The organism is Cellvibrio sp. pealriver (assembly GCF_001183545.1).
In the GTDB taxonomy this organism is placed as follows: Bacteria; Pseudomonadota; Gammaproteobacteria; order Pseudomonadales; family Cellvibrionaceae; genus Cellvibrio.
In genome coordinates this window covers 1,103,181-1,129,779 of the sequence record NZ_KQ236688.1, presented here as the reverse complement: position 1 = coordinate 1,129,779, position 26,599 = coordinate 1,103,181, and the positions used below count along the sequence as shown (strand labels likewise).

At 44.8% G+C, this 26,599-nt stretch carries 28 protein-coding genes; 15 read left to right on the top strand and 13 right to left on the bottom strand.

Annotated features, from left to right (window positions below; all coding sequences use genetic code 11):
• Positions 1–68 precede the first annotated feature (68 nt).
• Complete coding sequence (locus VC28_RS04700; RefSeq protein WP_049629631.1) at positions 69–395, bottom strand: DUF6172 family protein; 327 nt, start codon at positions 393–395, stop codon at positions 69–71.
• A 199-nt stretch (positions 396–594) separates the two neighbouring features.
• Here VC28_RS04700 and miaB point away from each other — a divergent pair, with 199 nt between their 5' ends.
• Positions 595–1,968 (top strand): tRNA (N6-isopentenyl adenosine(37)-C2)-methylthiotransferase MiaB, encoded by a 1,374-nt coding sequence (gene miaB, locus VC28_RS04695; RefSeq protein WP_049632170.1) that lies wholly within the window; start codon positions 595–597, stop codon positions 1,966–1,968.
• Between the two features lie 88 nt (positions 1,969–2,056).
• Here the strand turns inward: miaB and VC28_RS04690 are convergent, their stop codons facing one another.
• The 10 genes from VC28_RS04690 to VC28_RS19500 form a co-directional block, all read right to left on the bottom strand.
• Positions 2,057–2,263, bottom strand: a complete 207-nt coding sequence (locus VC28_RS04690) for a hypothetical protein (protein ID WP_049629630.1) — start codon at positions 2,261–2,263, stop codon at positions 2,057–2,059.
• 219 nt (positions 2,264–2,482) lie between these two features.
• Positions 2,483–4,423: a response regulator gene (locus VC28_RS04685; protein WP_049629629.1), complete on the bottom strand. Its 1,941-nt coding sequence runs from the start codon at positions 4,421–4,423 to the stop codon at positions 2,483–2,485.
• A 74-nt stretch (positions 4,424–4,497) separates the two neighbouring features.
• Positions 4,498–4,941 (bottom strand): response regulator, encoded by a 444-nt coding sequence (locus tag VC28_RS04680; RefSeq protein ID WP_049629628.1) that lies wholly within the window; start codon positions 4,939–4,941, stop codon positions 4,498–4,500.
• Between the two features lie 41 nt (positions 4,942–4,982).
• Positions 4,983–6,509 (bottom strand): sensor histidine kinase, encoded by a 1,527-nt coding sequence (locus VC28_RS04675; RefSeq protein ID WP_049629627.1) that lies wholly within the window; start codon positions 6,507–6,509, stop codon positions 4,983–4,985.
• Positions 6,510–6,511: 2 nt separating this feature from the next.
• The gene (locus VC28_RS04670) at positions 6,512–6,739 is read right to left on the bottom strand and encodes a histidine kinase dimerization/phospho-acceptor domain-containing protein (RefSeq protein ID WP_049629626.1); all 228 of its coding nucleotides are present in this window, start codon (positions 6,737–6,739) and stop codon (positions 6,512–6,514) included.
• A 7-nt stretch (positions 6,740–6,746) separates the two neighbouring features.
• Positions 6,747–8,072 carry a sigma-54-dependent transcriptional regulator gene (locus VC28_RS04665; RefSeq protein ID WP_049629625.1) on the bottom strand — a complete coding sequence of 442 codons (1,326 nt, stop codon included), beginning with the start codon at positions 8,070–8,072 and terminating at the stop codon, positions 6,747–6,749.
• A gap of 127 nt (positions 8,073–8,199) precedes the next feature.
• Positions 8,200–8,430 carry a hypothetical protein gene (locus VC28_RS04660; protein WP_049629624.1) on the bottom strand — a complete coding sequence of 77 codons (231 nt, stop codon included), beginning with the start codon at positions 8,428–8,430 and terminating at the stop codon, positions 8,200–8,202.
• Complete coding sequence (locus VC28_RS04655) at positions 8,396–8,908, bottom strand: hypothetical protein (RefSeq protein ID WP_049629623.1); 513 nt, start codon at positions 8,906–8,908, stop codon at positions 8,396–8,398. The genes VC28_RS04660 and VC28_RS04655 overlap by 35 nt, the downstream gene beginning before the upstream one ends.
• A gap of 9 nt (positions 8,909–8,917) precedes the next feature.
• Positions 8,918–9,211: a hypothetical protein gene (locus VC28_RS04650; protein ID WP_049629622.1), complete on the bottom strand. Its 294-nt coding sequence runs from the start codon at positions 9,209–9,211 to the stop codon at positions 8,918–8,920.
• Positions 9,212–9,312: 101 nt separating this feature from the next.
• The gene (locus tag VC28_RS19500) at positions 9,313–9,474 is read right to left on the bottom strand and encodes a DUF1328 domain-containing protein (protein WP_049629621.1); all 162 of its coding nucleotides are present in this window, start codon (positions 9,472–9,474) and stop codon (positions 9,313–9,315) included.
• A gap of 425 nt (positions 9,475–9,899) precedes the next feature.
• Here VC28_RS19500 and VC28_RS04640 point away from each other — a divergent pair, with 425 nt between their 5' ends.
• From VC28_RS04640 to lnt, 5 genes are all read left to right on the top strand, one after another.
• Positions 9,900–10,613, top strand: coding sequence for a BON domain-containing protein (locus VC28_RS04640; RefSeq protein WP_049629620.1), 714 nt, complete (start codon positions 9,900–9,902; stop codon positions 10,611–10,613).
• A 225-nt stretch (positions 10,614–10,838) separates the two neighbouring features.
• Positions 10,839–11,915, top strand: coding sequence for a PhoH family protein (locus VC28_RS04635; RefSeq protein WP_082191657.1), 1,077 nt, complete (start codon positions 10,839–10,841; stop codon positions 11,913–11,915).
• A 2-nt stretch (positions 11,916–11,917) separates the two neighbouring features.
• Positions 11,918–12,385: an rRNA maturation RNase YbeY gene (gene ybeY, locus VC28_RS04630; protein WP_049629619.1), complete on the top strand. Its 468-nt coding sequence runs from the start codon at positions 11,918–11,920 to the stop codon at positions 12,383–12,385.
• Between the two features lie 20 nt (positions 12,386–12,405).
• Complete coding sequence (locus tag VC28_RS04625; RefSeq protein ID WP_197085483.1) at positions 12,406–13,296, top strand: HlyC/CorC family transporter; 891 nt, start codon at positions 12,406–12,408, stop codon at positions 13,294–13,296.
• A gap of 91 nt (positions 13,297–13,387) precedes the next feature.
• The gene (gene lnt / locus VC28_RS04620; RefSeq protein WP_049629618.1) at positions 13,388–14,938 is read left to right on the top strand and encodes an apolipoprotein N-acyltransferase; all 1,551 of its coding nucleotides are present in this window, start codon (positions 13,388–13,390) and stop codon (positions 14,936–14,938) included.
• Between the two features lie 3 nt (positions 14,939–14,941).
• On the opposite strand, the gene VC28_RS04615 is transcribed toward lnt, so the two are convergent.
• Positions 14,942–16,252 (bottom strand): outer membrane protein assembly factor BamB family protein, encoded by a 1,311-nt coding sequence (locus VC28_RS04615; RefSeq protein ID WP_049629617.1) that lies wholly within the window; start codon positions 16,250–16,252, stop codon positions 14,942–14,944.
• A 123-nt stretch (positions 16,253–16,375) separates the two neighbouring features.
• On the bottom strand, positions 16,376–17,884 hold the full coding sequence (locus tag VC28_RS04610) for a winged helix-turn-helix domain-containing protein (RefSeq protein ID WP_049629616.1): 1,509 nt from the start codon (positions 17,882–17,884) through the stop codon (positions 16,376–16,378).
• Between the two features lie 384 nt (positions 17,885–18,268).
• On the opposite strand from VC28_RS04610, the gene VC28_RS04605 reads away from it, so the two are divergent.
• The 9 genes from VC28_RS04605 (at position 18,269) to VC28_RS04565 (ending at position 26,556) form a co-directional block, all read left to right on the top strand.
• Positions 18,269–18,499 (top strand): hypothetical protein, encoded by a 231-nt coding sequence (locus VC28_RS04605; RefSeq protein WP_049629615.1) that lies wholly within the window; start codon positions 18,269–18,271, stop codon positions 18,497–18,499.
• A 151-nt stretch (positions 18,500–18,650) separates the two neighbouring features.
• Entirely contained in the window at positions 18,651–19,805 is a 1,155-nt protein-coding gene (locus VC28_RS04600; RefSeq protein WP_049629614.1) for a glycosyltransferase, read from the top strand.
• Between the two features lie 100 nt (positions 19,806–19,905).
• The gene (locus tag VC28_RS04595; protein WP_049629613.1) at positions 19,906–20,445 is read left to right on the top strand and encodes an NADPH-dependent FMN reductase; all 540 of its coding nucleotides are present in this window, start codon (positions 19,906–19,908) and stop codon (positions 20,443–20,445) included.
• A 309-nt stretch (positions 20,446–20,754) separates the two neighbouring features.
• The gene (locus VC28_RS04590) at positions 20,755–22,074 is read left to right on the top strand and encodes an HD-GYP domain-containing protein (RefSeq protein ID WP_049629612.1); all 1,320 of its coding nucleotides are present in this window, start codon (positions 20,755–20,757) and stop codon (positions 22,072–22,074) included.
• A 51-nt stretch (positions 22,075–22,125) separates the two neighbouring features.
• Positions 22,126–22,413 carry a hypothetical protein gene (locus tag VC28_RS04585; protein ID WP_049629611.1) on the top strand — a complete coding sequence of 96 codons (288 nt, stop codon included), beginning with the start codon at positions 22,126–22,128 and terminating at the stop codon, positions 22,411–22,413.
• A 113-nt stretch (positions 22,414–22,526) separates the two neighbouring features.
• Complete coding sequence (locus tag VC28_RS04580; protein WP_049629610.1) at positions 22,527–23,057, top strand: shikimate kinase; 531 nt, start codon at positions 22,527–22,529, stop codon at positions 23,055–23,057.
• A gap of 6 nt (positions 23,058–23,063) precedes the next feature.
• A complete protein-coding gene (locus tag VC28_RS04575; protein WP_049629609.1) occupies positions 23,064–23,747 on the top strand; it encodes a YceH family protein in 684 nt (227 codons plus the stop codon).
• Between the two features lie 8 nt (positions 23,748–23,755).
• Positions 23,756–24,160 (top strand): DCC1-like thiol-disulfide oxidoreductase family protein, encoded by a 405-nt coding sequence (locus tag VC28_RS04570; RefSeq protein ID WP_049629608.1) that lies wholly within the window; start codon positions 23,756–23,758, stop codon positions 24,158–24,160.
• Between the two features lie 254 nt (positions 24,161–24,414).
• Complete coding sequence (locus tag VC28_RS04565) at positions 24,415–26,556, top strand: methyl-accepting chemotaxis protein (RefSeq protein ID WP_049629607.1); 2,142 nt, start codon at positions 24,415–24,417, stop codon at positions 26,554–26,556.
• Positions 26,557–26,599 lie beyond the last annotated feature (43 nt).

The window sequence follows — 26,599 nt, the reverse complement described above, 5'->3', positions numbered from 1 at the left end:
AAAAGCCGCTTGCGGAAATCCGGAAGCGGCTTTTTTGTGTTGATAAATAATCAGCGAATGATTAAAAATCAATCATTTAAGTCATCATCTTCATCCAAATCATCAAATTCATTGCGCGCTTTACGAATACCGTGCACCGCAAGAATTTCCACATAAAAGCTCTCGCCACCGGCGGCTTTTACTTCATCCATTTTTTTGGTGATCTCGCCCAACCGAACGACCTCGGCGGTCGCTTCTGTTTCACCAAATTTACAATCAAATGCCCAGAAATCCACACCTTGTGGAAGGGTTTTACGGCGCTCGCGCTTTACGTATTTGCGCACTTCATGCTTGATCGCCTCCAACAAACGCTCGGGATGTTTGCCTTCGATGTTAAGTTTGAATGTCTTTTTCATGGAGCACCTGCATAGGGTAAGAAGCACGAGGGCGCGCATCTTACCCGAATCCGGCCTTGCGCGCCTCAGTGAATCCGTAATCAGCCAAACAAATGATGATTCCGCGCCGTTAACCGCCTATAATGCCCGCCTTATTTTCTGTGTGCTTTTTAACCAGCACAACGCACCGGTTAGCCAAATCCAAGCAGGTAGTAGTTCGATGTCCACCACTGAAGCGCCGATCAAAAAACTCTACATCAAAACCCACGGTTGCCAGATGAATGAATACGATTCATCCCGCATGCGCGACCTGTTGGGTGAATCCCACAATATGGTGGCAACGGAAAACCCCGAAGAGGCAGACGTTATTCTCATCAACACCTGCTCCATCCGCGAAAAAGCGCAAGAGAAGCTGTTCCATGAGCTTGGCCGCTGGAAAAACCTGAAAAAGAAAAACCCCGAACTGGTGATTGGCGTAGGTGGTTGTGTAGCCAGTCAGGAAGGTGCAGCGATTGCCGAGCGTGCGCCTTATGTGGATTTGATTTTTGGCCCACAAACCCTGCACCGCTTGCCGGAAATGATGGAAACCAAAAAGAGCAACGGCGTTGTCGTGGTGGACGTGAGTTTCCCCGAGATTGAAAAGTTCGACAATTTACCGCAGCCCGATGCCGATGGCGTAAGCGCGTTTGTATCCATCATGGAAGGCTGCTCCAAATACTGCACCTTCTGCGTTGTACCTTACACACGCGGCGAAGAAGTCAGCCGCCCTGTTGCCGATGTAATGGCAGAAATACTCCATTTGGCAAAACAAGGCGTGCGCGAAGTCAATTTGCTCGGCCAAAACGTCAATGCTTATCGCGGTGAAGCAACCGATGGCACTGTTGTCGATTTGGCGGAACTGATTACTTACGTTGCAGCAGTCGATGGTATTGATCGTATCCGTTTTACTACATCGCACCCGGTTGAATTTACCGATTCATTAATTGAGGTTTACAACCAGGTTCCGGAATTGGTTAGTCATTTACATTTACCCGTACAGAGCGGTTCTGATCGTATCCTGATGGCGATGAAGCGTGGCCATACTGTATTGGAATACAAATCCAAACTGCGTCGCATTAAAAAGAATCGCCCGAATATCAGTTTCTCTTCAGATTTTATTATCGGCTTCCCGGGTGAAACCGATGCAGATTTTGAAGCAACCATGAAGCTGATTCACGATATGGATTTTGATACATCCTACAGCTTTATTTACAGTGCTCGTCCAGGTACACCTGCTGCAGACTTCCCGGATGACACACCGGAAGAGGTGAAAAAACAGCGCCTTGCGATTTTGCAAGACCGCATCACCCAACAGGCCATGGCGATTAGCCGCCGTATGGTAGGCAACACCGAACGCATTCTGGTGAATGGTTATTCCAAAAAAGATCCGGGTCAGTTGTGCGGCCGCACTGAAAATAACCGCGTGGTGAACTTCCGCTGCGACAATGCTGATCTGATTGGAAAGTTTGCGGACATCCTGATCGAAGAAGCGCTGACCAACTCGTTGCGCGGCACTTTAATCAGTTCTGAACTGGATGCTGATTGGGTAAAGTAAAAACCCGAGCAGCAAAAACCCCCAAAGAAAAACCCCGCGTTGGTAACACCAACGCGGGGTTTTTGTTTACAAAAACCGCTAATAATAATTAACAGTTCTCGTCGGATACCTCTTCGCAAGTATCCTCTATACCATCCTTGATTTCATCGGCCGCGTCATCCAATTTATCGCGGGTATTATCAAGCGCCTCATCAACCTTTTCTCCCACTTTTTCTGCAGATCCATCATTGGAATCACATGCGGCTAATGGGAAAGCTAACAAAGCGATGATAAATAAACGTGTTAGATAATTCATAAAATATCCCTCTGTTTTGTTTAAATCGACACGAAATATATTGCGTATAACGTGCCAACTTTGTAAAAACCAGTAATAGCAAGGGAAAGAGGTTATTATCAAAAGATAGCAGTTAATCAAGACAAGAGATTTTTGCAAAATTTACAACGCAATCGCCTGATAAATACAACAATCCAAACCTGCTCGCTCCATTTTTTTGCGATTGACTAAACAGTTTTCTTATTGCAGAACTGCTTCGAGCTGTGCAAGGGAAACCGGCTTTAACAAACTGGATGCAATGCCTGCTTCAGATGCCCGCTGTTGATTTATATTTTCACCACTGGCAACAATAATACGCACATCCGGATTACGTTCATGAATACGCGCTGCACATTCATAACCACTCATGTCCGGCAAATGCAAATCCACCAACACGGCATGTAAATTTTGTTTATCCAATTCACGCAATGCATCTGCGCCATATTGCGCGCTGCAGACCTCCCAACCGAGCAACGTTAGTAAACCGGTCATAGCGGCTAAGGTGTCTGCATCATCCTCCACAACCAAAATCGATTTTCCATGAGATAACGCTTGTGCTTGTCCAGACAAAACCGGATTAGCTCGTGGTAAAAATCGCGCCATGCAACTGTAGAGTTGTGCCTGATCCAGCGGTTTACCTAAATACGCGGTAAAACCCGATTCAAAACAGCGATCCATGTCCCCTTTCATATGAGCCGCGGTCAGTGCAATTAACGGCAAGGTAAAACCTTCATAACGCAATTGTTTTGCCGCTTGATGCCCATCCATTACCGGCATGTGGATGTCCATCAACACTAAATCAAATGCTTTTCCATGTGACTTATCGGTATTGATAATGCGAACAGCATCCGCACCGTCGGTTGCATAAACAACCTCTACGCCTGTCAGTTGGATAAAATGCCCAATCAGCATACGAATATCACGAAGGTCATCGGCAACCAAAACACGGCCACAGAAAGAGGGAATTTGTATGTTGTGTTGTTTTTCAACCTCAAAATCAAGGCTTAGCATTTCTGTTGCCGCACATTCAGCCTCATCTACTGGCAGCGTAAAACTGAATTCACTACCAACACCCACAACACTTTCAACCCTTATACTTCCACCCAACCGTTCAACCAATTGCTTACTGATATTGAGCCCTAAACCCGTTCCAGAACGCGGATGAACCTGAGCGCTTTTTGATTGCACAAAGGGCTCAAAAATCACGTTAAGTGACTCGGCACAAATACCGATTCCAGAGTCTTTAATTGAAAAGCGAAGTTTCTTTTGTTGGTCTTCTTCAACCCAATCTATTTTTAAAACCACTCCGCCTTGATAGGTAAACTTAATGGCATTGCCCATCAGGTTTAATAAAATTTGGCGCAAGCGCATAGGATCTGTATAGATAGTAACGGGAAGAGGCTGAGGCGTTTCTACTCGCAGTTGTAAGTTTTTATCTTGAGCAGCACCTTGCATTAAAAAATAAATATCGGTTAAAAACGCAGACAGCGCAACATGTTGCTTTTCAAATTCAAGTTTCCCTGCTTCAATTTTGGAAAGATCCAAAATATCGTTGAGCAAGCCTAATAAGTGCTTTCCATTGCGATGGACGATACGCAAATGAGCTGAGTTTTCAGAATTATTACTTTTATTTAATAACAACTCTGTGAAACCCAAAATTGCAGACAAGGGGGTTCTTAATTCGTGACTCAGGTGGGCCAAAAATTCGCTCTTGGATCGGTTCTCCGCCTCTGCTTTTAACCGCTCCACTCGCTCTTTTTCTACTTCGTTTCGTGCCAACGCATAACGAATGGCGCGGGCAAGTTGTTCTGCGTTCAGATTGGATTTGACCAGATAATCAACCGCACCCGCTTGCAATGCTTGGCGGTCAACCTCAATTTGATGCATTCCTGTCAATAAAATAACAGGTCCGGAAAAACCAACTTCATGGGCAAACTTTAATAATTCGATACCATCATGTGCACCCAATTTGTAGTCCATCAAACAGAGATCATGCCGGTTCTCTTGCAAAAGTATTTGGCCTGCCTCATAAGTTGGAGCCCAATCCAAAACGTAGGCTTTGCTAATGTCAGTTAATAAATCCTTAACGAGGATAAAATCATCTTCATCATCATCAATAATTAGTAACGTTGCATTTTGCACATGGCTCTCCTAACAATCTATTAAAGCTAATTATTCGATCAAGCTTAATAAATCCATGACATCTAATTAATCGATCAAGGCAGTTCTACAAATTCAACCCAATATTTACCCAGCGTGCGCATCAACTCAACTAACGCATCGAATGTAACTGGTTTGGGAATATAGGAAGCAGCACCAAGATCATAACCTTTGACCATGTCTTCTTCTGCTTTTGAAGTGGTGAGAATAACAACCGGAATTCGCCGCAAACGTGGATCAGCTTTAATTTTTGCCAGCGCTTCGCGTCCATCCATTTTGGGCATGTTTAGATCCAATAAAATTAAACCCGGCATGGGGTACAGGTTTCTATCACTAAATTGCCCTTCTCCATGTAAGTAACTCAACAGTTGCACACCGTTTTCCACGAAATGCAATTCATTTAAAACACGGCTTTCGTGCATCGCTTCCTGCGCCAATAAACGATCATCAGCATCGTCATCTGCCATCAAAATTACTAATGCTTTTTTGGGAATATTCATAAGTACATCCTGGTTGATGAAATAGCGACATCATTCTGCTATTAAGCATCTGTAAGCAGATCACTTAAAGGTTCTATAGTAGTTTGTGTCATAGGTAAAAATAATGTGAATACAGCTCCGTCACCCGGCTCACTCTGCGCAGTAATAATACCGCCATGCCGTTCGATAATTTTTCGGCACAATGCCAAACCTATACCTGTGCCTGAATACTCATCACGGCCATGTAACCGTTGAAACAAACTGAACACACGCTCCGCATACTGTGATTCAAAACCGATACCTTGGTCCGCAAACTGTATCCGGCACCACATACGCGCATCATCAGCCAAGGGCGAAGCTAAATTCGCTTCACTTGTTACAGTGACAATCGGCCTACGCCCGGGCGCATGAAATTTCAAACTATTGGCAATTAAATTCATAAACACTTGTGCAATTTGGCTTCCGTCTGCCTCAATCACGGGAAGCGGATCTATATGTACTTGTGCTCCGCTGTCTTCAATTGCGTAATCCAGGTCATCCATAACCCTGTGTATAATTTCAGTTAAGTTTTGGGAAGTAAATGAACGTTGGCTAGTTGTGACACGAGAGAAACTGAGCAAATCATCGATTAATGCTGACATACGTTCCGATGCAGCCTGCATGCGCAACACATAATCAGATCCGACATCCCCTAGCTCTACGGAAAATTTCTGCTGCAGCCGATCGCCAAAAGCCCGAATTTTTCTTAACGGTTCTTGCAAGTCGTGTGATGCTACAAAAGCAAACTCTTCAAGCTCCCTATTACTGCGCTGTAACTCTTCCGAATATTGCAATAACGCCTGGGTGCGCACGCCCACCTTCTCTTCCAATTCCACATTGGCTTTTGATAGCGCCACGTTCAACTCGGCAACTTCGCTTGCATTGCGATACCATATATAAAAAATTCCCATAGATAACAGCAAACCAATGCAATTGGCTAACAACAAGGCAACAACAATAAATTGACGATTCTCAGCAGCCACTATTTTATTTCTATTTAATTGCGACAGCTCCTCGTTTTCCATTTCCTCCAATAACAGGGAAATGGTTCGCATCAGCTCAACCCCCTCTTCTTTTTTCACTTCACGCACCGCAGCACGTATTTTTTCTCTGTCTGTTAGCACAACTATTCGCTGCATTTCAGCAATTTTATTGAGGACATGCTTTTTAAGTGCTTCAAAACGGGCGCTTTGAACAGAATGTTCTTGCGTGGCAGCTTCAAGCTGGTCAAGAAGGTCATCAACTACTCGTAATGTTTTATGATAAGGAGCCAGATAATCTGCATCCTCAGTTAACAAGTAACCTCTTTGGCTGGATTCTGCCGCCACTAATTCGCGACTCAAATCTTTAATTAAATTAATCGTAAGGGAAGTGTTGTTAATACTGATATTATTTTGCGTAATCAGGTCAATAGAACGGTAGGCAAGCACAGCACTTACAACAAAAAAGGTAATGGCTGCGGCAAGTGCCATTACCCAAACTGAATTGGGTAATTTATTGATGATAAATTGGTTTAGTGAACTATTGCTAACGGCCTGATTTTCTTCCATCACTAGCCCTCATCCTTGAGAGCATCGGGCTTAACAAATTTTGTATCCTGCAATGTATCCAACAACTGACTACAGTGACGACACTCAGCCAATATGATCTCAAATATACCGATTGCTTTGCGAATATCGCCGGTTCGCTCAAGGGTTAACTTACCCAATTCTGCATTCACTGAAATAGTATTCAGTGGATTACGCACATCATGTACAAAGCGATTTTTTTCTCCGTTCATACACCCCTCATACTTCAACATCATTGTAACTGTTTAAACGGTTATATAATGTTTTTAGGCTGATACCCAAAACATCTGCAGCTTGTTTTTTATCACCATCAAAGTGTTTCAATGTAGATTCAATTAACTCTCGCTCCACTTCTTCTACTGTTTTTCCAACACGAATGCCGGCTTGTGATTGTGGAGTAATTTTTGAAAAAGGGGATGTCAAATTATCGGGTAATACTAATAGCTGCTGCTGTTGATCTGCCATGATGTAGGCGCGATGGATGGCATGCCGCAGTTCACGCACATTGCCCGGCCAATCATATTCCATCAGGCGTTTGAGTGATTCATCGCTGATACCAATGTCACCCGCATATTCCTGATTAAAATTTGATAGAAAGTGCTGCACCAATAAAGGTATATCCTCTTTACGAGTACGCAAAGGTGGTATGTGAATGGGAAATACCGCCAGACGAAAATAAAGATCCTCGCGCAAACAGCCTTCTACTGCCATGTCTTGTTCCGTGCGATTAGTAGCCGAAACAACACGGCACTCAATATCAACACTTGATGTGGACCCCAAGCGAGTCACTTTTTGTGTCTCCAGTACACGCAAAAGATTAGGCTGTAAATCGATAGGCATTTCGGTAATTTCATCAAGAAACAGTGTGCCTTTATTAGCCTGTTCAAAAACACCTATTTTGCGATGAGTCGCACCAGTAAAAGCCCCCTTCTCGTGACCAAATAATTCACTGTTGATTAATTCACGCGAAAAAGCACCGCAATTGGCAGCCACATATGCCCCTTCTATTTGGCTGGCATGGTGAATTGCAGCGGCAACCATTTCTTTACCAACCCCACTCTCACCTAACAACATCACATTGGCTTTAGTTGCCGATACGCGTTCAATCATTTCATACACGCGCTGCATAGGCGCAGACTCACCTACCAAATGATTGAAATGCAAATTAACGGAAGATTTTGCTTTAGGGTTGGCGGATATTTTATCGTCAAAAAGAGATTCCAACTGCTGCAAATCAATCGGTTTAATCAAGTAGCTGATATTGGAACCATATAAATTTTTGACGATTGATTTGATGGAAGGATGACCAGTAATTAATGTTACCTTGATGTTGTGTTGTGCAGGCAGCGCTTCTAATAAGTGCAGTCCACTACCATCAGGCAAAATTAAATCCAAAATCATATGTGTATATTGATGCGCTCCCATTAATTCCCGCGCTTGTGTTATGGAGTCTGTCGCCGTGACATGGTGACCCAGCAAGCTCAGCAATTGAACTGTTGCTTCAAGGAAGCGCTTGTCGTCATCAACTAATAAGACCTCTGCCACTATCAATACCCCCGTGTTAGCCAGTTACGCATCCGGGCTCATTCTAGCATCAGTCAGATAAAAGAAAGCAGTCTATATAATCAACTTAGCGATGCAATTCACTGTTTAGATGCCAACTAAAACAGGGTCATAATTTTAAGTAAGGAAATAATGAATGATAAAGCTTGTGCTTTACAAAAATTGATGGAGTAACTGTAATCCGGGTTATAGCACCAATGATAAAAGGGGCGGCAGCAAATGTAATCAAAAATGATGCAAATGCAGGAGCATTAAGTCTTGCATGCAACTGTTGCTGCAATCCAGCTCTCTGCAGCAATAATTGATCATTCTTTCGTTTTATCTCGGCGATTAAATTCATGATGAACACTCCGGACAAAATCATTAATCTGCTCACGAGTATATGGAAAAGCCATACGCTCACGGTATTTAACAAACAACCAACGACATCCTGACAATAACAACACCTGCAGAAGAAAAAACGTAAATAATCCAAATCCGATTTGATTACTGGATGCCACAACCGTCCATGCGACAAGTGCAGAAAATGCACACCAGGTTAACAATATAATCGGCATCATTAGCAGCCAAAGCATTATCAGCTTTGGCAATGTGCGTATGGCAAGCAACGCCTCAGTGCGAGCCAAATCAAAAATACCGCCGATAACACCGATGAACTGCTCACCCAAACCGATGGTTTGTGCAATATCTGACTGTAGCCGAGAAGCATCATTTAATGATGGATCATCAAGAGGCTTTTCATTAGCATCAACAGAATCAAACCCTCCACGGGACGCAAGCGCCCCGGAAGGATTTTCACATCGATCAGCGTGGCTCATGACGCTTACTCACGAGCGACGCTGCAACAAATGTGACACCAACCAACCTGCGGCAAATGCAACTGCCACAGTTACCATAGGTTTGGCTCTAACTACCTCTTCGGCTTTTTCTTCCAACTCGATAGCGCGAGCCTTCCCTTCATTTAAACGCACTTTGGCATTAGCCGCAGTGGCACTTCCAATCGAGCCAACTGCATCATAAATACTGGAAGTTGCTTCTTTAAACTGGGCAATCGCTTCCGACATGGAAATATCATCCAGTTTGCCATTTTCAGTGCTTTTTACAGAAGTGTGCGTAGCCATAATTATTACCTCTCATTGTAAAAAATTAGATGCAATTCAGATTATGCATTTCATAAATGCATCACGTAAGTCATTTACTAACAGTTAGATATTAATAATCACTAGAGCCTGCGACGACCGAATATAAGCGACAGGACAAAAAGCACCAGAAAGACAAAAAACAATATCTGGGCAATACCTGTTGCCGCACCTGCTATGCCACCAAAACCTAATAAACCAGCAATGATAGCAACCACAAAAAATACCAATGAATAATAAAGCATAAGATTCTCCTTTTTTGGGGTTCAAATTATTCCCTTCAATGAACATGCCAACTTATCACTTTTATGAAATCATCAGATACAGCGGCCTTTACAGTAAAAAATAGCTATCTTTATGATAATTTTTTGAAAAAAATTCAAAACAACGAAAACATTACATGAAAAATAGAAAATAAACTTAACCGTTACAATTAATGTTTTTAAGAATTTTTATTTCTACTCCATATAATGGATAACTAATTAATAGGATAACTTAATAGAATCAATAACCAATCGACTTTATGGAAAAAACGAATTGCCCACTAAAATACGTCACTAAAAAACTGGCATGAAACCAGCAATGCTTTTTATGCGATGTTTTTATCGCATATTTTCCAGAAACCTATTTTTCATATTCTTGAAAAAATGGTAACCAAAAGGAGAAATTTATGAAAACGACATTATTATCCTTGCACTCCGCAACAATCTCTTTAAGCGCTCTGGCATTGGTTGCAGCTATGTCAGTCTCAGCCAACAACCCTGCAACAGATAACACTCGCTCAGATACTCATGCAGAAAAAACCTATACCGAAAAAACTTATACCGAAAAAAGAAGTGCAGCAGAATTTTGGGCTGACTTTAAACAAGACAGCAAACAAACCTGGAAGGACAGCAAAGCTGCGTTTAAAGATGGCTGGATTGAGAGCAAGTTGGAAACAGCATTGATCCTCAATCCACATCTCAGCGCCAGCAAAATTGATATTCAGGTAGATAAAGATAGAGCGACGCTCGATGGAGAAGTTCACTCCAATATTGAAAAAGAACTCGCAGAAAATATTGCTTTAGGTGTTGAAGGAATTGACTCCGTCACCAACAACATCAACGTCGTTGAGACATCCAACAAAACAGCGAAGTCACCTACCCCTAAAGGCAGAAGCTTTGCGCAATATGTCGCCGATGTTTCAACAACGGCAGCAATCAAAACGGAGTTGCTTGCATCTGAAAATATTAAAGGCCTATCAATTGATGTGGATACGCTCAATGACAAGGTGACGCTTTCCGGTCAGGTCAGAACACTGGAGGAGAAAGCGTTAGCGCAAGCTATTGCCGCCAAGCACGATAACGTCAAAGGCGTAGTAAATAACCTTCAGGTTAAATCTTGAAAAACTCGTGCATTTATTACGTAAAGTTATGGATAGGGGCATTTACTGCCCCTATCCATAGAAAATTAAAAATAATAGTAAATACAGTGGCTTATCATTGATATTTAAAAAACTTATAAAGTTTTGCAACAGTTCAGCATTTATTCAGCTGCAATTTAGGCTTTAACCGTGCCGTGTAATGGTTTAGTCTTACTTTTCAACGAGTCACAAGAGCTTATTAACCACTTGAACACCAAGGTTATAACCCCGCCAGAAATTGTCATCCAACCATTAACGTTGGAACCCAGTGATAGCCGTCGCCTTGCTAATCTCAATGGTCTGCTCGGCCAGCATCTACGCCAAATTGAAGACCGCCTCGATATTGAAATCCGCAATCGTGGCTCTGAATTCCAATTGGTTGGCCCCGCCGATAAGACACGGGCGGCCGCCGAATTACTTCGCAATCTTTATGAATTTACCGGGCACAGCGAACTCACTCCGGATGAAGTCCATCTCGCCCTGCAAACCTCAGGAATAGAACAACTTATGCAACAACTCGATAACGCCGGGCTTACTGCGATTGATAACACCGTAACCGATGCTGTCCATGCAGAAAAAGCCAGTGCCGACGAGGGCGGAATCACTCTGATTCGCACCAAAAAATGCACAATCAAACCGCGCGGACTCAACCAACAACGCTATGTACGCGCCGTACAAAAACACGACATCAATTTCGGGATCGGCCCAGCCGGTACCGGCAAAACCTATCTTGCCGTTGCCTGTGCGGTAGAAGCGCTCCTTAAAAATGAGATTGAGCGTATTTTATTGGTACGCCCTGCGGTAGAAGCAGGTGAAAAGCTCGGTTTTTTACCAGGCGATCTCGCTCAAAAAGTAGATCCTTATTTGCGCCCACTGTATGACGCCCTATTTGAAATGCTGGGCTTTGATACCGTAGGCAAGCTCATGGAACGCGGTGTGATTGAAGTTGCCCCCCTGGCGTTCATGCGCGGCCGCACCCTGAATAATTCATTTGTCATTCTGGATGAGAGCCAAAACACCACCCGTGAGCAGATGAAAATGTTCCTCACGCGTATTGGTTTTGGTACCACTGCCGTCATTACTGGCGACCCAACCCAAATCGACTTGCCGCGCGGCATGGCATCGGGGTTGCGCCATGCTATTGAGGTGCTGGATAACGTTAACGGTATCAGCTTTACCCATTTCACTTCCAAAGATGTTGTACGCCACCCGATTGTCCAGCGGATTGTCGAGGCCTATGACGCCTTTGAGCAGAAAAATCCAAAACCGGATGATGCGCGCTAATCATGGGCTACCGCATAGATATCGAAAACAACAGCAAAAGCCAGCAGGTGCCGTCTGCCGCCGAACTGGAACGCTGGATTAGCGCTGCACTGGATAGTCAGAAGCTTGAAGATGCCGAAGTAAGCCTCTATATCGTTGATGAAGAGGAAGGGCAAGAATTGAATTGCGAGTATCGCGGCAAAGACTATCCCACCAACGTATTGTCTTTTCCGGCAGATATACCCGAAGAAGTGGGCGTGCCTTTGTTGGGCGATTTAGTGGTGTGTGCCCCTGTCGTTGAACGCGAAGCGGCTGAACAAGAGAAAGTCTTGGCAGCGCATTGGGCACATATGTTGGTACACGGTAGTTTGCATTTATTGGGCTTTGATCATATTGAGGACTCTGAAGCCGAAGAAATGGAAGCACTGGAAACTGAAATTATCACCGGGCTGGGCTACCCAGCTCCTTATCAAGAACTTACAGCAGAATAAAAACCTTGGGAATTAGCATCATGTCGGACGACCATCCGAGTAGCAGCACTACTGAAAAACACGAACGTACCGATAAACACGAGCGCGCAGATAAACAAGAGCGCTCGTGGTTAGATAAAGTACTCCATGCCTTCAGCGCGGAACCAAAGTCCCGCGATGAACTTCTGGAAATTATCAAGGATGCCGCAGATAACCAGTTACTCGACCAGGAAGCCCTGAGCATCATTGAGGGCGCACTGGATGTATCTTCGCTGCAAGCGCGCGAAATTATGGTGCCGCGCTCCCACATAGTTGCAATCCGCCTTGATGACTCACCGCAAGAATATCTCCCCCAGCTAATTGAGTCCGGCCACTCGCGCTTTCCGGTGATTGGCGAAAATATCGACGATGTAAAAGGTATTCTGCTGGCAAAAGATTTACTCCCGCTTGCATTACGCGGTACCGATAACTTCAATCTGGAAACCATTTTGCGCCCGGTCACTATAGTGCCGGAAAGTAAGCGGGTTAACATTTTGCTGCGCGAATTCCGCGAAAACCGCAACCATATGGCATTGGTGATGGACGAATACGGTGGCATTACTGGCCTGTTGACGATTGAAGATATTCTTGAAGAAATAGTCGGTGAAATCGAAGATGAAACCGATGAAGAAGAAGCGACAGACTTTATTAAACGGGTGAGCGAAAATGATTACATCATCAAAGCGCTTACGCCCATCGAAGATTTCAATGAATTTTTCAAAACTGAATTAAGTGACGACGATTTTGATACTATTGGCGGCATATTAATGCAGGAATTTGGGCACCTACCCAAACGCAATGAAGTTGTACAAGTAGACAATATGCAATTCCGTGTACTCTATGCCGACAACCGCCAGATGCATTTACTGCGGATGACTATACTGGCCGAGTAAACTTGGCAAAGTATAAAATTGCAGCAATCGACAACGAATCCCGCCTACTGGCGGGATTTTTTTACGCCATTCATCAATTCGATAATGACTTATGCAACAGAAATTTTTAAACCTTTCACAACCTTTGGCGTTATTGATTGCTCTCATTAGCGGTGCACTGGTCACACTCAGCTTTGCGCCATTCAATGTTTGGCCAATCGCGCTGATCAGCATGGTTTTATTGGCGTTACTACTGCAAGCGCAAAAAACAAAAACCATATTGTTGCGTAGCTTTGTATTTGGCGTGGGATTTTATGCGGCCGGAATCCATTGGATTTACGTGAGCATCCATAATTTTGGTGGTGCATCTCCGCTGTTTGCAGGTTTTTTGGTATTGATTTTTGCCTGTTTTATGGCAGCGATTTTTAGTATTCCCTTTTATGTTTTTGGTCGCTGGTTTAGCCATTCCCGCTTTTCACTGATCATCGCCCTGCCCGCCTTGTGGCTGCTAGGGGAATGGATGCGCACCTGGTTGTTAACCGGATTTCCCTGGCTATATTTAGGCTATGCGCATTTGGATAGCGTACTCGCCGGATGGGCTCCGGTGACCGGTGTTATGGGGCTCAGTTTTATTACGGTGCTGACCGCCGGCCTCATTGCCGAATGGATCTGGAACTACAAAAGCGAATCTGCCGATAAAAAATTACTCGCCATAGCAACGGGATGCTGTGTGTTGTTATGGGGAAGCGGAGCGCTATTAAAAACCATCACTTGGGCAGAACCAGAGGCAACGCCTATTAAAATCGGCATGGTGCAACCCAATGTTGATCAAAGTACCAAGCTCAGCTTTGATGAAAATTCGACAATTGCTGCACTCAACCAACTGCGCGATCTCAGCAGCGATTTATGGAACAACGACTGGGTGGTCTGGCCAGAGGCGGCAATCCCGACAACACTCACTTATCAAGAGGCTCTGCCGTTTCTCGAAGAGATGAATAGCAAAGCAGCAGAACACGATGCAGCGCTATTTACTGGCGTTATTTTTGCTGACCATAAAGAGCGCAAATACTACAACTCTATTGCGGGCCTTGGGCAAGGCTACGGTTTTTACCACAAACGCAGACTGGTTCCTTTCGGAGAATATGTTCCCTTGGAAAATCAGCTGCGTGGCCTTATAGAATTTTTTAATTTACCCACTTCGTTTATTCATTTGGGACCGCAGGATCAACATGGATTAATCGCCAAAGGTGTGCGCATTACACCCGCGATCTGCTATGAAATTGTTTATCCGGATTTAATTGCACAGGCCGCCAAAGAAACGCAAGTATTACTCAACGTAAATAATCTGGGCTGGTTTTTAGATTCAATACAATCAAAACAATTTATGCAGATGGCGCAAATGCGCGCATTGGAAACAGGCCGGTATTTGGTGTACAGCACCAACAACGGCCCCAGTGCGATTATTGATAATCGCGGCAAGATCATCAGCCAAAGCAAGTCATTTACCGCCCAAACATTCACCGGCGAAATCCGTGCGGTAAAAGACTGGACGCCGTTCATGATTTACGGCAGCGGGCCTCTAGTGATTTTTGCAGCCTTGTTGTTATTAGGTATTAGTATTCCAACGCTGTTAAAACAAGAGCCAGAACAAGACAACAACTGAAACTTATTGAATCTCAAATAGTAAGACATCGCCAGTTGCCGTCACTGCAATCAGCTGATTGTTGACCCAAATTGGCGATGCGACAAATGCCCCCAGTGATTTGACCCACTCTACGCTCGCTTGCAACTGAACCCCTTGGGAAAACACTTTTTCTGCGCGTAATTTTCCGCTTTCATCGTTAATAATATCGTTGATGTCTGCACGCCTTTCCGATGTTTGGTAATACCATAACGCGGCACCTGTTTTTTTATCAAAACCATAAAGCTCACCTAGCATATTGCCGACAAACACATAGCGATCATCAACCAATAGCGGTTTAGTGTAAGTCCAAAAACGCGTGTCCGCGCGGTACTTTTCCTTGCCGTTGCGCTTATCCAATGCCAGTAATAAACCGGTATCGGATGTGGTGACATAAACATTTTCTGCATCCAGTGCCGCTTCCGCTAATACCCAACTGGATTGCGCATCGTAACGCCATACAGTGGTGCCATCTGTCTGGCGCAATGCATAGACATAACCATCGCGCGCACCAACATAAACATGCTGTTCATCCAATGCGGGGGATGCGCTAATACCTTGCATCACAAAGCCCGCATCAACACCTGCCTGAAATTGCCACAGCTCCGCTCCGGTATTTGCATCCACTGCATAGACTTTACTTCCCCAAGTGCCAAAAAAGAGTTTTCCGTTATGAATGGCGGGTGCCGAGTGGATCATATTATCGGCGTTGAATGTCCACACTAACGTGCCGCTCACAGCATCGAGTGCATAGAATTTTTTATCGCTGCTGCCGAAATAAACCTTTCCGTTTTCAACAATCGGGGATGACAAATGAAAGTCCCACGGGTCAGGAACAGCGCCTACAGCTGCAGGCATACCATAACTCCCGACAGCAGCAAATCGGGCTTCACCACCGGTTGCAAAACGCCATACACGCGTCCCCGTAAATTGATCCAACGCTTGAAAAACTCCATCGCGACTCAACAAGTAAATCATTCCATTAGCAATTGCCGGCACGGAGGCAATTGCAGCCTCTGCGCGATAAAGCCACATCAATTTTCGCGATGACAAATCAAATGAATATAGATTGCCATTTTCTGCTGCGACGACCAGCTGGTTTCCACTCGCGACAGGCGTAGCAACAACAGGAGCGTTCAACGCATATTGCCACGACAAATCCAAATTAATTGATTCGCCTTTGTCAGTTGCAGCCAGATCAGATTTAACATCTGTTGAGCGGGATACCAATATATTGCAGCCGTACAGCGACATAACCACAACAATCAGCGCGGTAAAACATAAACACTTTTTCATAAGCTGACCTCTAACAATTGAGTTAATCAGCAGCTTAAAAAGCGCGAACAGAAAATAACAATGAAGGAATTTTAAGAAAGCTTAAGGTGTTGAACTATAAAAACCTGTTCAACACCAGAATGCTTAGTGAATAGGTTCAACCCGTTGTAATTCTTGCATCCACAATTGAAAACGCGGATTACTGCGCACCGGGTCATAAGCAGGATCTACATTTCCCCATAACAAAGGTAACTGTTTTGCAGAAAATGCTTGCTCCAAGTACTGCATAGCGCGGTCCAAATCACCTGCTGCAATGGCATAACGCGCCCAGGATAACGGCGGTGAATATTGCCCAAGATCAACCTGATCTTGTCGCGCCAACAGCCATTGATTCACTGCAATTAAACCGCCTGATGCGAACACCGATTGCGCATTCTGTAGGTCGGTTTCGCTGTAACCAGAATCACGCATCAGCCATAACCAGTGCTCGAAAGACTCCTGCTCGCGCCCAAGGCGAGCAAAAACGCGCTGCGCAGAAATGTGAAAGTGTCGATCGCCCGGCTCTGCGCTATCAATACGCAGCAACTCTTTCAGCGCAAGATCATCACGCCCTTGCATCTGATAAATCCAGACGACTGTCGGCACTGAATAATTGAGCGGATTTAATTGCCTAGATTTATCAACATACTGCAATGATTTCTCAAATTGCGCTTGAGCCAATAACAGTTGCGCGTATTGCATCGGGGCATCGTCGCTGTTGGGAGCAAGCTGCATTGCTTGCACATAATCACGTTCCGCCGCAGCGTAATCACGCGCACACCAAAACAGGATATTGCCGCGCATTACCAATGCATCTGGCTGCTGTGCATTTAGTGATAGGGATTTATTCAGTAAGCCCAACATTTCTACACAATGATCGACATCCGTAAGTTTGTCCGGTACCAAATTGATTTTGGCATTTGCCATTGCGGTATAGGCAGGCGCAAAGTCTGGCACTTGCTGCAATAATGTGCGCAGTTCCTGAATCGCCAGTTTGAATGATGCCGGTGTCCATTTGGCAATATGCTGTTGGGCTGCCTCCCAACGCTGCTGGCTTTCACTATCCAGTTGAGACGAAGACAGTACAGGCGCAACCGATTGGTCGGGTAGTTGCTTTGTCTTCCAGTACAGATAGCCGGCAACAAAACCCATCGCAATAAACATCGCCAGGATGAGCAACCCAATTTTGCGCTCCACCATATTGGCGAAAGGCCGCTTAGCCACCAAAGCAACCAATGCGGCGCGCTGCTCCGGATCATCTGCCGCTGAATAAACACCTGCAGTGGCAATGAGCTGATAGCCAACACCGGGAATTGTTTTTATGTACTCTGGCGTACGGGAATTATCACCCAAGGCTTTGCGCAGATGGCTTATTGCAACCGCCAAACTATCGTCGTTCACCACCTTGCCCTGCCAGATAGTTTTAATAATGCGGTCTTTACTTAACACTTCCCCCTGATGGTTAACTAAAAACACCAGCAGTAATACCAACCGGTTTTCCAATTCAACCCGGGTATCACCACGCGTCAATACATTGGTGCGGGTACACACACGCCAATCATTCACAAAATATTGCTTTGTACCCGCGAGGGGTTGTTGCACAGATTCCGACATAACGCATCCACAAAGACTGATTCACACAAAAAACTGCAGTGACCTTAATAGTTGCTGTAATGCTTGTCCAGTGCGCGCACGTATAACCAGCACCTCTTTTGGCCTGCGCATTATTAATATTTATTAATAATTATTTAAAAGCCTTAATTCCCTGATTTTCATAGGATTATCGACAGAAAACCAATCTAAAAAGCGGTGCAGGCTCCAGTCTATGACCCACAATGATTTTCTTTTTTATAGCGTGCATATTGTGTTGCTAGTGCTAACATTATTCAGCAGTGATGGTAGCCCTCCCGCAAATAAAGACCCCTAAAGTCGGCTGATCTTTCACACTTTTGCCAATACTTCATTGATGTAACTCAATCACTAGCGAGGCAATAACACATGCATACACAAAAAAAACTAGGCATTGGTTTTATTTTCTTTGGCTTCTTATTGATCGTTGCCATGTACTTTGTCGCGGATGGCGGCGCGTTTGTATTCACCGCCCTGCTTGGGCTGATGGCCATTTTCTTTGGTGCCTTCCAACTCATGATCATCAATAGCGGGATACCGGCCAAATCAGCGCTGGGAAAAACCGCCCACAAAGCCAAATCCAGAAAAGCTCACTCATGATTTGATTGCCGCAGTGAGTAACTGCGGCATCACCATTGCCCCGGCAGCACCCTTTTCACATACCCACTGCGATTATCTCCTCTACTGCAACCAGCCTGTAACAACCGCGACATAACCTGCCCTCTATCTAACCACACAGGCAGATTTGATAATGATGGCCTTGAACACCATGTCCAGGTTGGGGCACCAATTGGATGGCACCCTGCAACGCTATAAATCCCTGGTTTATCCTCAGCGTTATGTGGAATATCGACGTTGGTTACACCAACAAAATCGGTTAATCCCACAGGATAAACCCTTGGTCGTTTTTGATTTTCGCGATTCCAGAATAGACGGCCCCCAAGGGCGACGTTTTTATTGCCTGTTTATTTTTTTTATTCGTGCAGGTTTTTATCCCGTCTTTAGGGAAAACTATTTAGTACTGGGAAACATGCGCGAAAAACACAAGCAATTCTGCTTGCAAGAAGCGTTTTCAGTTTTACGCAATGAGCGCGAGCTGCGCGGCGAATATGTGTTAGTCACCGATAAAATGTATTCGGGTCTCGGCGGTCGCGCAGGTAAAATTATCAATATCAATTACCAACCGGGCTATCAACCTACTGACGCATGCTTTCCTATGCCATTTCCTATGTTTTCGCCCATTTATGCGTGTAAACAGGATCTGCAATTAACGCGCTATCAAAACCAAACACGCCAATGGCAAATTTTTTTTGGTGGTGATGCAAAAGCCGATAAATACAATAAGCAATCCATCCGCACTATTTACAATAAATTAAGCCGTGCACAGATTTTACAAATACTTTCATCAACACTTGATCACGAATACTACTGCGAACTGAACAATCAAGCCGAACTAAACCAACTGAAACAAACAACGCACACCGGTGTCGTGGTAATGAATAACCGTCACTGCAAAGTTGCACCTGAACAGTGGCTATCCACACTGGCACAATCCCGCTTTTTTATTGCCTGCCCGGGAGTGCGCTATCCTATGTCGCACAATCTGGTCGAGTCCATGGCCGTTGGAACCATTCCCATCACTCAATATCCAGAGCTGTTTTTTCCTGCCCTTGAGGATGGGAAAAACTGTTTGGTATTTTCAGGTGAAAAAGATCTGGTCGATGTCATCAAGATGGCCATAAACATGAGTGAGCGCGATATTGCCACTATCGCAAAAGGCGCTATTCGCTACTACGATGAATATCTATCGCCGCATCAATGCATTGATCGATTACTCAGCTTGCCGCAAGATCGCATCAGCCTGCGGATACTGCCGTTTTTAAAACAGGGCGGTGGTTTTGCATAACTTTGCGCACATCTGAAAAACAGTGAATTGATTGTTGGCGATAAATAACTGAAGCTGGCACCTCATCCAGGTATAACGATATGAATTCAGGAGTAACGACATGAACATACTGGCTATTTGTGGAAGTCTACGTAAAAAATCGACCAATATGGGATTACTGCGCTACGCACAAACCAATGCCCCGGCAGGCAGTACCATCACCATAGCTGACCTCTCTGCTGTACCTTTTTACAATGCAGACCTCACTGAAAAACCTGCGTCCGTGGTGCAATTACTGCAGCAATTACAGACTGCAGATGCCCTGATTTTAGGTTGCCCCGAATATAACTATTCGATTGCGCCTGCATTGAAGAATGCATTGGACTGGGCATCGCGCGAACCGGAAAATGCTCTCCTGAATGGAAAACCAGTCGCACTCATGGGCGCAGGAGGTGGCATGGGCACATCGCGTGCGCAATACCATCTTCGCCAAGTCTGCGTGTACTTGAATTTACACCCACTCAACAAACCGGAAGTGTTTGCCAATGCATTTACTAATGCATTCGATGCTGACGGCAATCTGGTCGATGAAAAAATTCAGGGTAATATCAAAGCACAGCTCGCCTCACTTGTTGAATGGACAGCCCAATTAAAAAAATAACGGCGTAGTTGTTATTTATTACCTGCAGAACTTGAACCTAAATAACGTAAACCGTAATCACATGGGGCCAATTAGTGGCCCCATCACATACACTTTGGCATAGCAATTACAGCTTATTACACCACTCCATTACAGCGTTCGTTAAGATAAAAACACTATAAATCAAATATTTAATAAGCTTTTTCTGGCATTATCTTTTTGATGTTCTATCCTCTAACACAACACCCATAGGCTTAATGTTGCATCTTAATATTGCTTCCCGATATTGCATCTCGTGCCAAGCAAGGCCTACAGCACCTGGATAGAGTAATGACTGATAGCCAGCAAAATAATTATTGCTTGAACCTCATTGAAGTTAATAAGAAGCAACCGGTCATTACTACGCAAGACATTTTTAACCAGCAAGGGGTATTACTTCTTTCCGAAGGTGCTTCGCTGGATGAAAAACGCTCACAAATTCTTCTGCAACACAAGTTAATAAAACCACTTGAGCAATGCGTTGGTATCGCCAATAGTCTTGATGCGCATCAGCTCTTTGAATACCTGAATAAATTCGCCAAAAACTTACCGGGTTTGTACGCTGTCACCAACAATGAGAGTTATCAAAAAACCTTGCGCATTGCGTGCCTTTTTTATGAGAAATATCCACTCCTCAAACAAAATTTAACGGTAATGGCATTGCGTGCGCAGCATATTTATTTCCAGGGAATATTCAGCGCGCTTGCCGGTGTTGCAATTGCCAAAAAACTGAACCTCAGCCTGCCAGAAATACAGGCCACCTTTATTGCAGGCTTATTTCACGATGTAGGGTTTCTTTATCTGGCTTCGGAGTTGCGCGAGAAAAGCCATGGGTTCAGCGCTCATGAATGGAAAGCATTACAAGCTCATCCGCTTATTGCGCAACGTTTCTTAGCGATGGTACCCGGACTTCCCAAGGAAATTAGCCAGGCTATTATTGATCACCACGAGCGGATTGATGGAACCGGCTATCCACGTCAATTATTCGGAGACAAAATTTCGATTGTCAGCCAAATTATTGCCGCAACCGACAATATTATTTTTAATCACAGCCGCTATCAGGATTATGGTGTACATGCGCACAGCATGTTGTTAGCGGCGCTCAAACTCAGCGATAACATTTATTTTGAATCTGTTTATGATGCAGCTACTGTTTTATTTAAAGAAGCCCCTGCACCACATGAAAATTTATTAGAGCTACCGTCAGTAGAGGCACTGCTGAATCGGCAACAAAAATTGCGCCAGCAGTTCGCGAATGCGCGCAGCCTTTCCCAACAATTATTTTCGCTCCCTCAAACCCCGATCATCCGCTCAATCAGTGCGGTTATGGGCAGACTTGCTATTTCTGTGGTGCGTAGCGGCATACTGCAACCAGAGCAGGAAGACTGGCTATCTAATTTACGTAACCGCAATCCCCAGGAGCAGGATAACAACGAAGGCTGGTCACTGATTGAAATCAGCGTAATGCAGGATCAAATTCATGATCAATTAGTTCATTTAAAAAACCTGATGGAACGAGCTGTAGAAAATATTTCACATGAACAAACTGCATTCAGCCAATGCAGTGCCTTGCTGCACCAAATTGACCTGCAAGATACTGCGCTCGTCTAGCGATAAATCCTTTATAATCCCCATATACATAAATTGATATAGGGGACTATCTTGAACTACGACGCCAACGCCAATAACTCCGAGCAAGAGCACACTGCTTTTATCCAATGGCTGACCAACTCCACAGTGACAGAACTGCAAGCCGCACGCGGTAATGAAAGTGCAATTCACACAGCCGTGCAACAATACGTCAAACGCGCGCTGGATGCCCACCTCCCCTTTGAAGAGATCGAAGAGGTACTCGGTATCAACGAACCCTGCATTATGGATCTGGCGGAGCTTTCCGAAGAGGATGAAGAATACGTAGTGGATGCGTTTGAAGACCTGTGCAATAGCTAACCCCGAAAGGTAGTTGATCGGCTATAGTTAACAGACTCGGAGGGCCATCACTCACCTTTCCTACCGATGTTTGCTTTGTAACGCCGCTGTTTATCTATTGCAGGAGCAAGCTTATGAATCCTTATCACCAAAGTTTGATTTTGATTGGCATGCCCGGGGCAGGAAAAAGCACACTGGGCTTGTTGTTGGCCAAAAGCCTTGCCAAAGATTTTGTCGATACCGATTTACTGATCCAATTGGAACATCGTAAAACCCTGCAAGATATACTCAACGAGCAAGGCCATCTCGCGCTACGCGAAGCAGAAGAAAAAGTGCTGCTAAAAGCGCAGTATCCCAACCATATTATTGCAACAGGTGGCAGCGCTGTTTATAGCAGCGCCGCCATGCAACACTTAAAACACTTCGGCCCCATTATTTTTTTAGACACACCACTGAATATATTGGAGAGCCGGATTCACAACATGAATACGCGCGGCATAGCGCGCCCGGCGAACCAAACCTTTGCCGATGTGTATGCCGAACGCCGCCCGCTTTATTTGCAATACGCAGACATAGTGATTGATTGCAAAGATAAAAATCTGGAGCAATTGATTGATGAAGTGATCTACGAAGAAGCAGAAGCCTTTATCCAATACGAAGCCTGAGACATTATGGAACCTACCAGTACAACCACTGCAGATGAGCCAGTACTCAATACCATAGAAGCGCGCGTATTAGGCTCGCTAATGGAAAAACAACTGACCACACCAGATCAATACCCTTTAACACTCAATAGCCTGGTGTTGGCCTGCAACCAAAAAACCAGCCGTGAACCCGTCAGCAACTACGATAATGGCACCGTCCAGCGTTGCGTAAGTGAATTACAAGATCGTCAATTCATAACGGTAGATTATGGAACCCGCGCCGCTCGCTATGACCAGCGCCTGACACGCGTACTCAGTGTCGATAAAGCAACCCAGGCAATACTCACTGTGTTGCTACTGCGCGGTGCGCAAACGGTATCGGAAATTTTAACGCGCACCCAACGTATGTTTGAGTTTGAGTCGCCGCGTGCGTTAGAAGAAAAGCTGCAGCAACTTTGCGCAAAAACAAAACCGCTGGTTATCCACATACCACGGCAAGCTGGTCAACGCGAGGACCGCTACACTCACCTGCTCTGCGGGCAACCGGACTTAAGCGCAATTGCCGCACAAGCAGCTAGCAAATCGACCAGCAGTGACTCACGCGTAGAGCTGGAAGATAAAATCCATTCTCTTGAACAGCGTATTGAAGTACTTGAAAAACAAGTCGCTGAGCTGCTCGAATTAAATGGCACTCGTGATACCGCAATCTAAACAAGATCATGGCCGCACCTATCATCCTGGTATACGACAAAGAATGCCCCGCCTGCGATAACTATTGTCAGGTGGTGCGTATTCGTGAAGATATTGGCGAATTAATTCTGCAGGATGCACGCGAACCCAGTGCAGTGATGGATGAAATTACTGCATTAGGCTGGGACATTGACCAAGGCATGGTTTTGAAAATGGGCAGCCAACTTTACTACGGCTCTGATGCAATCCACGCGTTGGCGTTGATCAGCAGCCGCTCCGGTTTTTTCAATCGAATCAATTATTGGTTATTCAAATCAAAAACCTTGTCGCATATTTTTTATCCAGCACTGCGCTTCCTGCGTGGCCTTCTGTTGAAATTATTGGGCAAAAGCAAAATCAATAATTTACGCCTCGACAACAACAGCCATTTTTAAATATTACCTTCTGTTGTTCATTTTTCAGTCTCCTCTCGTATTTTCTTACACCGTTCATTTGCACCATTTTGGAATTCAAGCACCAAAATAAATCAGTTAAATGCACCATTTTTGGCCTCAATTATCACAATTATCAGCTGAAACCTGCATAAACAGTGCTCTCCCGAGCTGGCACACATTCTGCGTGGCACCTATTACAACAATTAAAGCAATATCCCACTATTACAGACTCTGGAAACAGGTGAAGAAGAACTATGCATTTACACAGCGATTTAATGCAATTATCGCCCGCAGAGCGCGGCTGGCTGAAATGGTCAGGAAAAACCGGAAAGTTAGCGATGGGTTGGGCTTGCTGGTTGAACAACAAGCGCTATCCCATCATGGAACAGACCTTTGAAAGTATCGCCAATACCCGTATTAAGCTGTTGCAACAATGGGTAAAACGGCAGTGGGCGCAATTGGAGTCTTGCAGAAGCCAATTACAATTATTGGATGACGCGGCAGAAACCATCTTGCGCAAAACCTGGCAAACCATGGGCGACTGCACAGAATTATTTTTAATTGATGAACAGGGTGTTGTTATTTCATCAACTTACCATCAGCGGGTAGGAAAACAGGATCTAAATTCCCGCGCAGTGTCTGCAGGCTTATCTGCACCCTTTTTACATGGCCCTTATCAAGACCAACAAACGCTGGCGATAGGAAAACGCAGTTCTGCATTTCATGATCAAGTGACCTTGATGTTTTATTTGCCAATTGAATTAACCGCAGGCGATAAAGGTTGTCTGTGCGCGCGAATTCCAAATGATGTCCTTGGCGATTTGATCCAACGTGAGGCCGGACATATTTTCAGCGAGTCCGGGGATAATTATTTATTTATGGTGAAATCGGTTTTTGATCCTGCCATTAAAACCGGCACCGCCCTGTCCCGCTCGCGCTTTGAAGACGATACATTTACCCATGGAGAAAATTTAAAATCCGGAGTCAACACCGATTGGGGCGTGGTAAAAATACGGCAGCACACTGAATTTGAAATTCGTTTTACCGACCCCGCCACACAGGATTTACACCCGGGCGTGCGCGAAACTATTCGCAAAGGCAATAATTTATTTGTCACCTATCCGGGTTATTCGGATTACCGTCATATTCCTGTGATTGGTAAAGGGGTGACCTTTCATTTGCCTGGATCGCCAGACACATGGGGAATGATGTGTGAAGCAGATCTGGAAGAAGTGTATCGCCACCGCTCACTCACCTTTAAATTTATGAATATTTATGCGGCCTGCGTAGGAAGTGCGTTTTTATTGAACGCGGGGCTTCATGCGTTTACGGCATGGTCACATTTTGTAATTAACCTGCTGACATTGTTTGCGCTGGTTATTGGCGGCGTTATTTTCCAACAACGCGCACCACGGCGTTTGGCGCGACGCCTTGGGAAAATGACCGAGGTGATCCACACTATTGCCGAAGGCGGTGGCAATTTACAACAGCGATTGGACACACGAAAACTGGCCAATGATGAAACCGGCGATTTGGGAAAATGGACAAACAGTTTTATCGATAACCTTGATCATATCGTCGGTGAAGTTATCCGAGCCGCTGACGAAGTCATGAAAAATAGCGATAGCTTGTTAAAGCGCAACACCGAGGCAAACCAATCGTCTCACCATGTATCTAACTCAATGGAAAAAATGCTGGAGCTGATGCACAACCAATTGCAGGAAATCAGCAATGCCTCGGGCACAGCCAGCGATATGAAAAAAATAATGGAAGCCGTTGTAGAACAAGCGCGCAGTCAATTTGAATCTGTGCGCACCGGCACACAAAGTATCCGTGATGTAGTGGATACCTCAGCACGCACGATACACACGCTGAATAACCGCACACTGGAAATTGGCAATATGGTGTCGCAAATCAGTGATATTACCAGCCAAACCAATTTATTGGCTCTGAACGCTGCTATTGAGGCGGCACGTGCAGGTGAATACGGGCGCGGGTTTTCTGTAGTCGCAGAAGAAGTGCGTAATCTCGCCAGTAGGACAGCGGTTGTCGCACAGGAAATTGGTGAAAAAATTGAAAAGATTCGTCAGGAATCACAATCGGCTGCAGACTATATGGAAGCAAGCGTTGCCGATGTTGACCGCGGTTTGCGCCTCGCAGAAGAAGCCTCAACTGATAACTCGCAGCTGCATCACATTGTCGAGCGCATGTTTAACATCATTCATCATATTGACAGTAATAGCCAGCAACATGGACATCATGTACGCGAAGTTGCAAGTGCAAGCCAGACGATGAACAAGGTCGTTCGCGCGTTGCACATCAGTTCAGACAGGTTAAAAAATACGGCAACCAAGCTTCATCAATTAGCAGGAGTTTTTCAGGTAACGGCGCGCTAGTTTTTTGCTTGTAATAAAAACGGCAGCCTCAGCTGCCGTTTTT

Excerpts from the sequence above, each read along its gene's own strand:
- VC28_RS04655 (WP_049629623.1), bottom strand. The coding sequence starts at position 8,908 with ATGAGCCACGCTGATCGATGTGAAAATCCTTCCGGGGCGCTTGCGTCC.
- VC28_RS04670 (WP_049629626.1), bottom strand. The coding sequence starts at position 6,739 with ATGAACGGAGAAAAAAATCGCTTTGTACATGATGTGCGTAATCCACTG.
- lnt (WP_049629618.1), top strand. The coding sequence starts at position 13,388 with ATGCAACAGAAATTTTTAAACCTTTCACAACCTTTGGCGTTATTGATT.
- VC28_RS04650 (WP_049629622.1), bottom strand. The coding sequence starts at position 9,211 with ATGGCTACGCACACTTCTGTAAAAAGCACTGAAAATGGCAAACTGGAT.
- VC28_RS04690 (WP_049629630.1), bottom strand. The coding sequence starts at position 2,263 with ATGAATTATCTAACACGTTTATTTATCATCGCTTTGTTAGCTTTCCCA.
- VC28_RS04580 (WP_049629610.1), top strand. The coding sequence starts at position 22,527 with ATGAATCCTTATCACCAAAGTTTGATTTTGATTGGCATGCCCGGGGCA.
- VC28_RS04675 (WP_049629627.1), bottom strand. The coding sequence starts at position 6,509 with ATGGAAGAAAATCAGGCCGTTAGCAATAGTTCACTAAACCAATTTATC.
- miaB (WP_049632170.1), top strand. The coding sequence starts at position 595 with ATGTCCACCACTGAAGCGCCGATCAAAAAACTCTACATCAAAACCCAC.
- VC28_RS04590 (WP_049629612.1), top strand. The coding sequence starts at position 20,755 with ATGACTGATAGCCAGCAAAATAATTATTGCTTGAACCTCATTGAAGTT.
- VC28_RS04700 (WP_049629631.1), bottom strand. The coding sequence starts at position 395 with ATGAAAAAGACATTCAAACTTAACATCGAAGGCAAACATCCCGAGCGT.
- VC28_RS04610 (WP_049629616.1), bottom strand. The coding sequence starts at position 17,884 with ATGTCGGAATCTGTGCAACAACCCCTCGCGGGTACAAAGCAATATTTT.
- VC28_RS04600 (WP_049629614.1), top strand. The coding sequence starts at position 18,651 with ATGATGGCCTTGAACACCATGTCCAGGTTGGGGCACCAATTGGATGGC.
- VC28_RS04640 (WP_049629620.1), top strand. The coding sequence starts at position 9,900 with ATGAAAACGACATTATTATCCTTGCACTCCGCAACAATCTCTTTAAGC.
- VC28_RS04615 (WP_049629617.1), bottom strand. The coding sequence starts at position 16,252 with ATGAAAAAGTGTTTATGTTTTACCGCGCTGATTGTTGTGGTTATGTCG.
- VC28_RS04605 (WP_049629615.1), top strand. The coding sequence starts at position 18,269 with ATGCATACACAAAAAAAACTAGGCATTGGTTTTATTTTCTTTGGCTTC.
- VC28_RS04575 (WP_049629609.1), top strand. The coding sequence starts at position 23,064 with ATGGAACCTACCAGTACAACCACTGCAGATGAGCCAGTACTCAATACC.
- VC28_RS04625 (WP_197085483.1), top strand. The coding sequence starts at position 12,406 with ATGTCGGACGACCATCCGAGTAGCAGCACTACTGAAAAACACGAACGT.
- VC28_RS19500 (WP_049629621.1), bottom strand. The coding sequence starts at position 9,474 with ATGCTTTATTATTCATTGGTATTTTTTGTGGTTGCTATCATTGCTGGT.
- VC28_RS04570 (WP_049629608.1), top strand. The coding sequence starts at position 23,756 with ATGGCCGCACCTATCATCCTGGTATACGACAAAGAATGCCCCGCCTGC.
- VC28_RS04595 (WP_049629613.1), top strand. The coding sequence starts at position 19,906 with ATGAACATACTGGCTATTTGTGGAAGTCTACGTAAAAAATCGACCAAT.
- ybeY (WP_049629619.1), top strand. The coding sequence starts at position 11,918 with ATGGGCTACCGCATAGATATCGAAAACAACAGCAAAAGCCAGCAGGTG.
- VC28_RS04680 (WP_049629628.1), bottom strand. The coding sequence starts at position 4,941 with ATGAATATTCCCAAAAAAGCATTAGTAATTTTGATGGCAGATGACGAT.
- VC28_RS04565 (WP_049629607.1), top strand. The coding sequence starts at position 24,415 with ATGCATTTACACAGCGATTTAATGCAATTATCGCCCGCAGAGCGCGGC.
- VC28_RS04660 (WP_049629624.1), bottom strand. The coding sequence starts at position 8,430 with ATGAATTTAATCGCCGAGATAAAACGAAAGAATGATCAATTATTGCTG.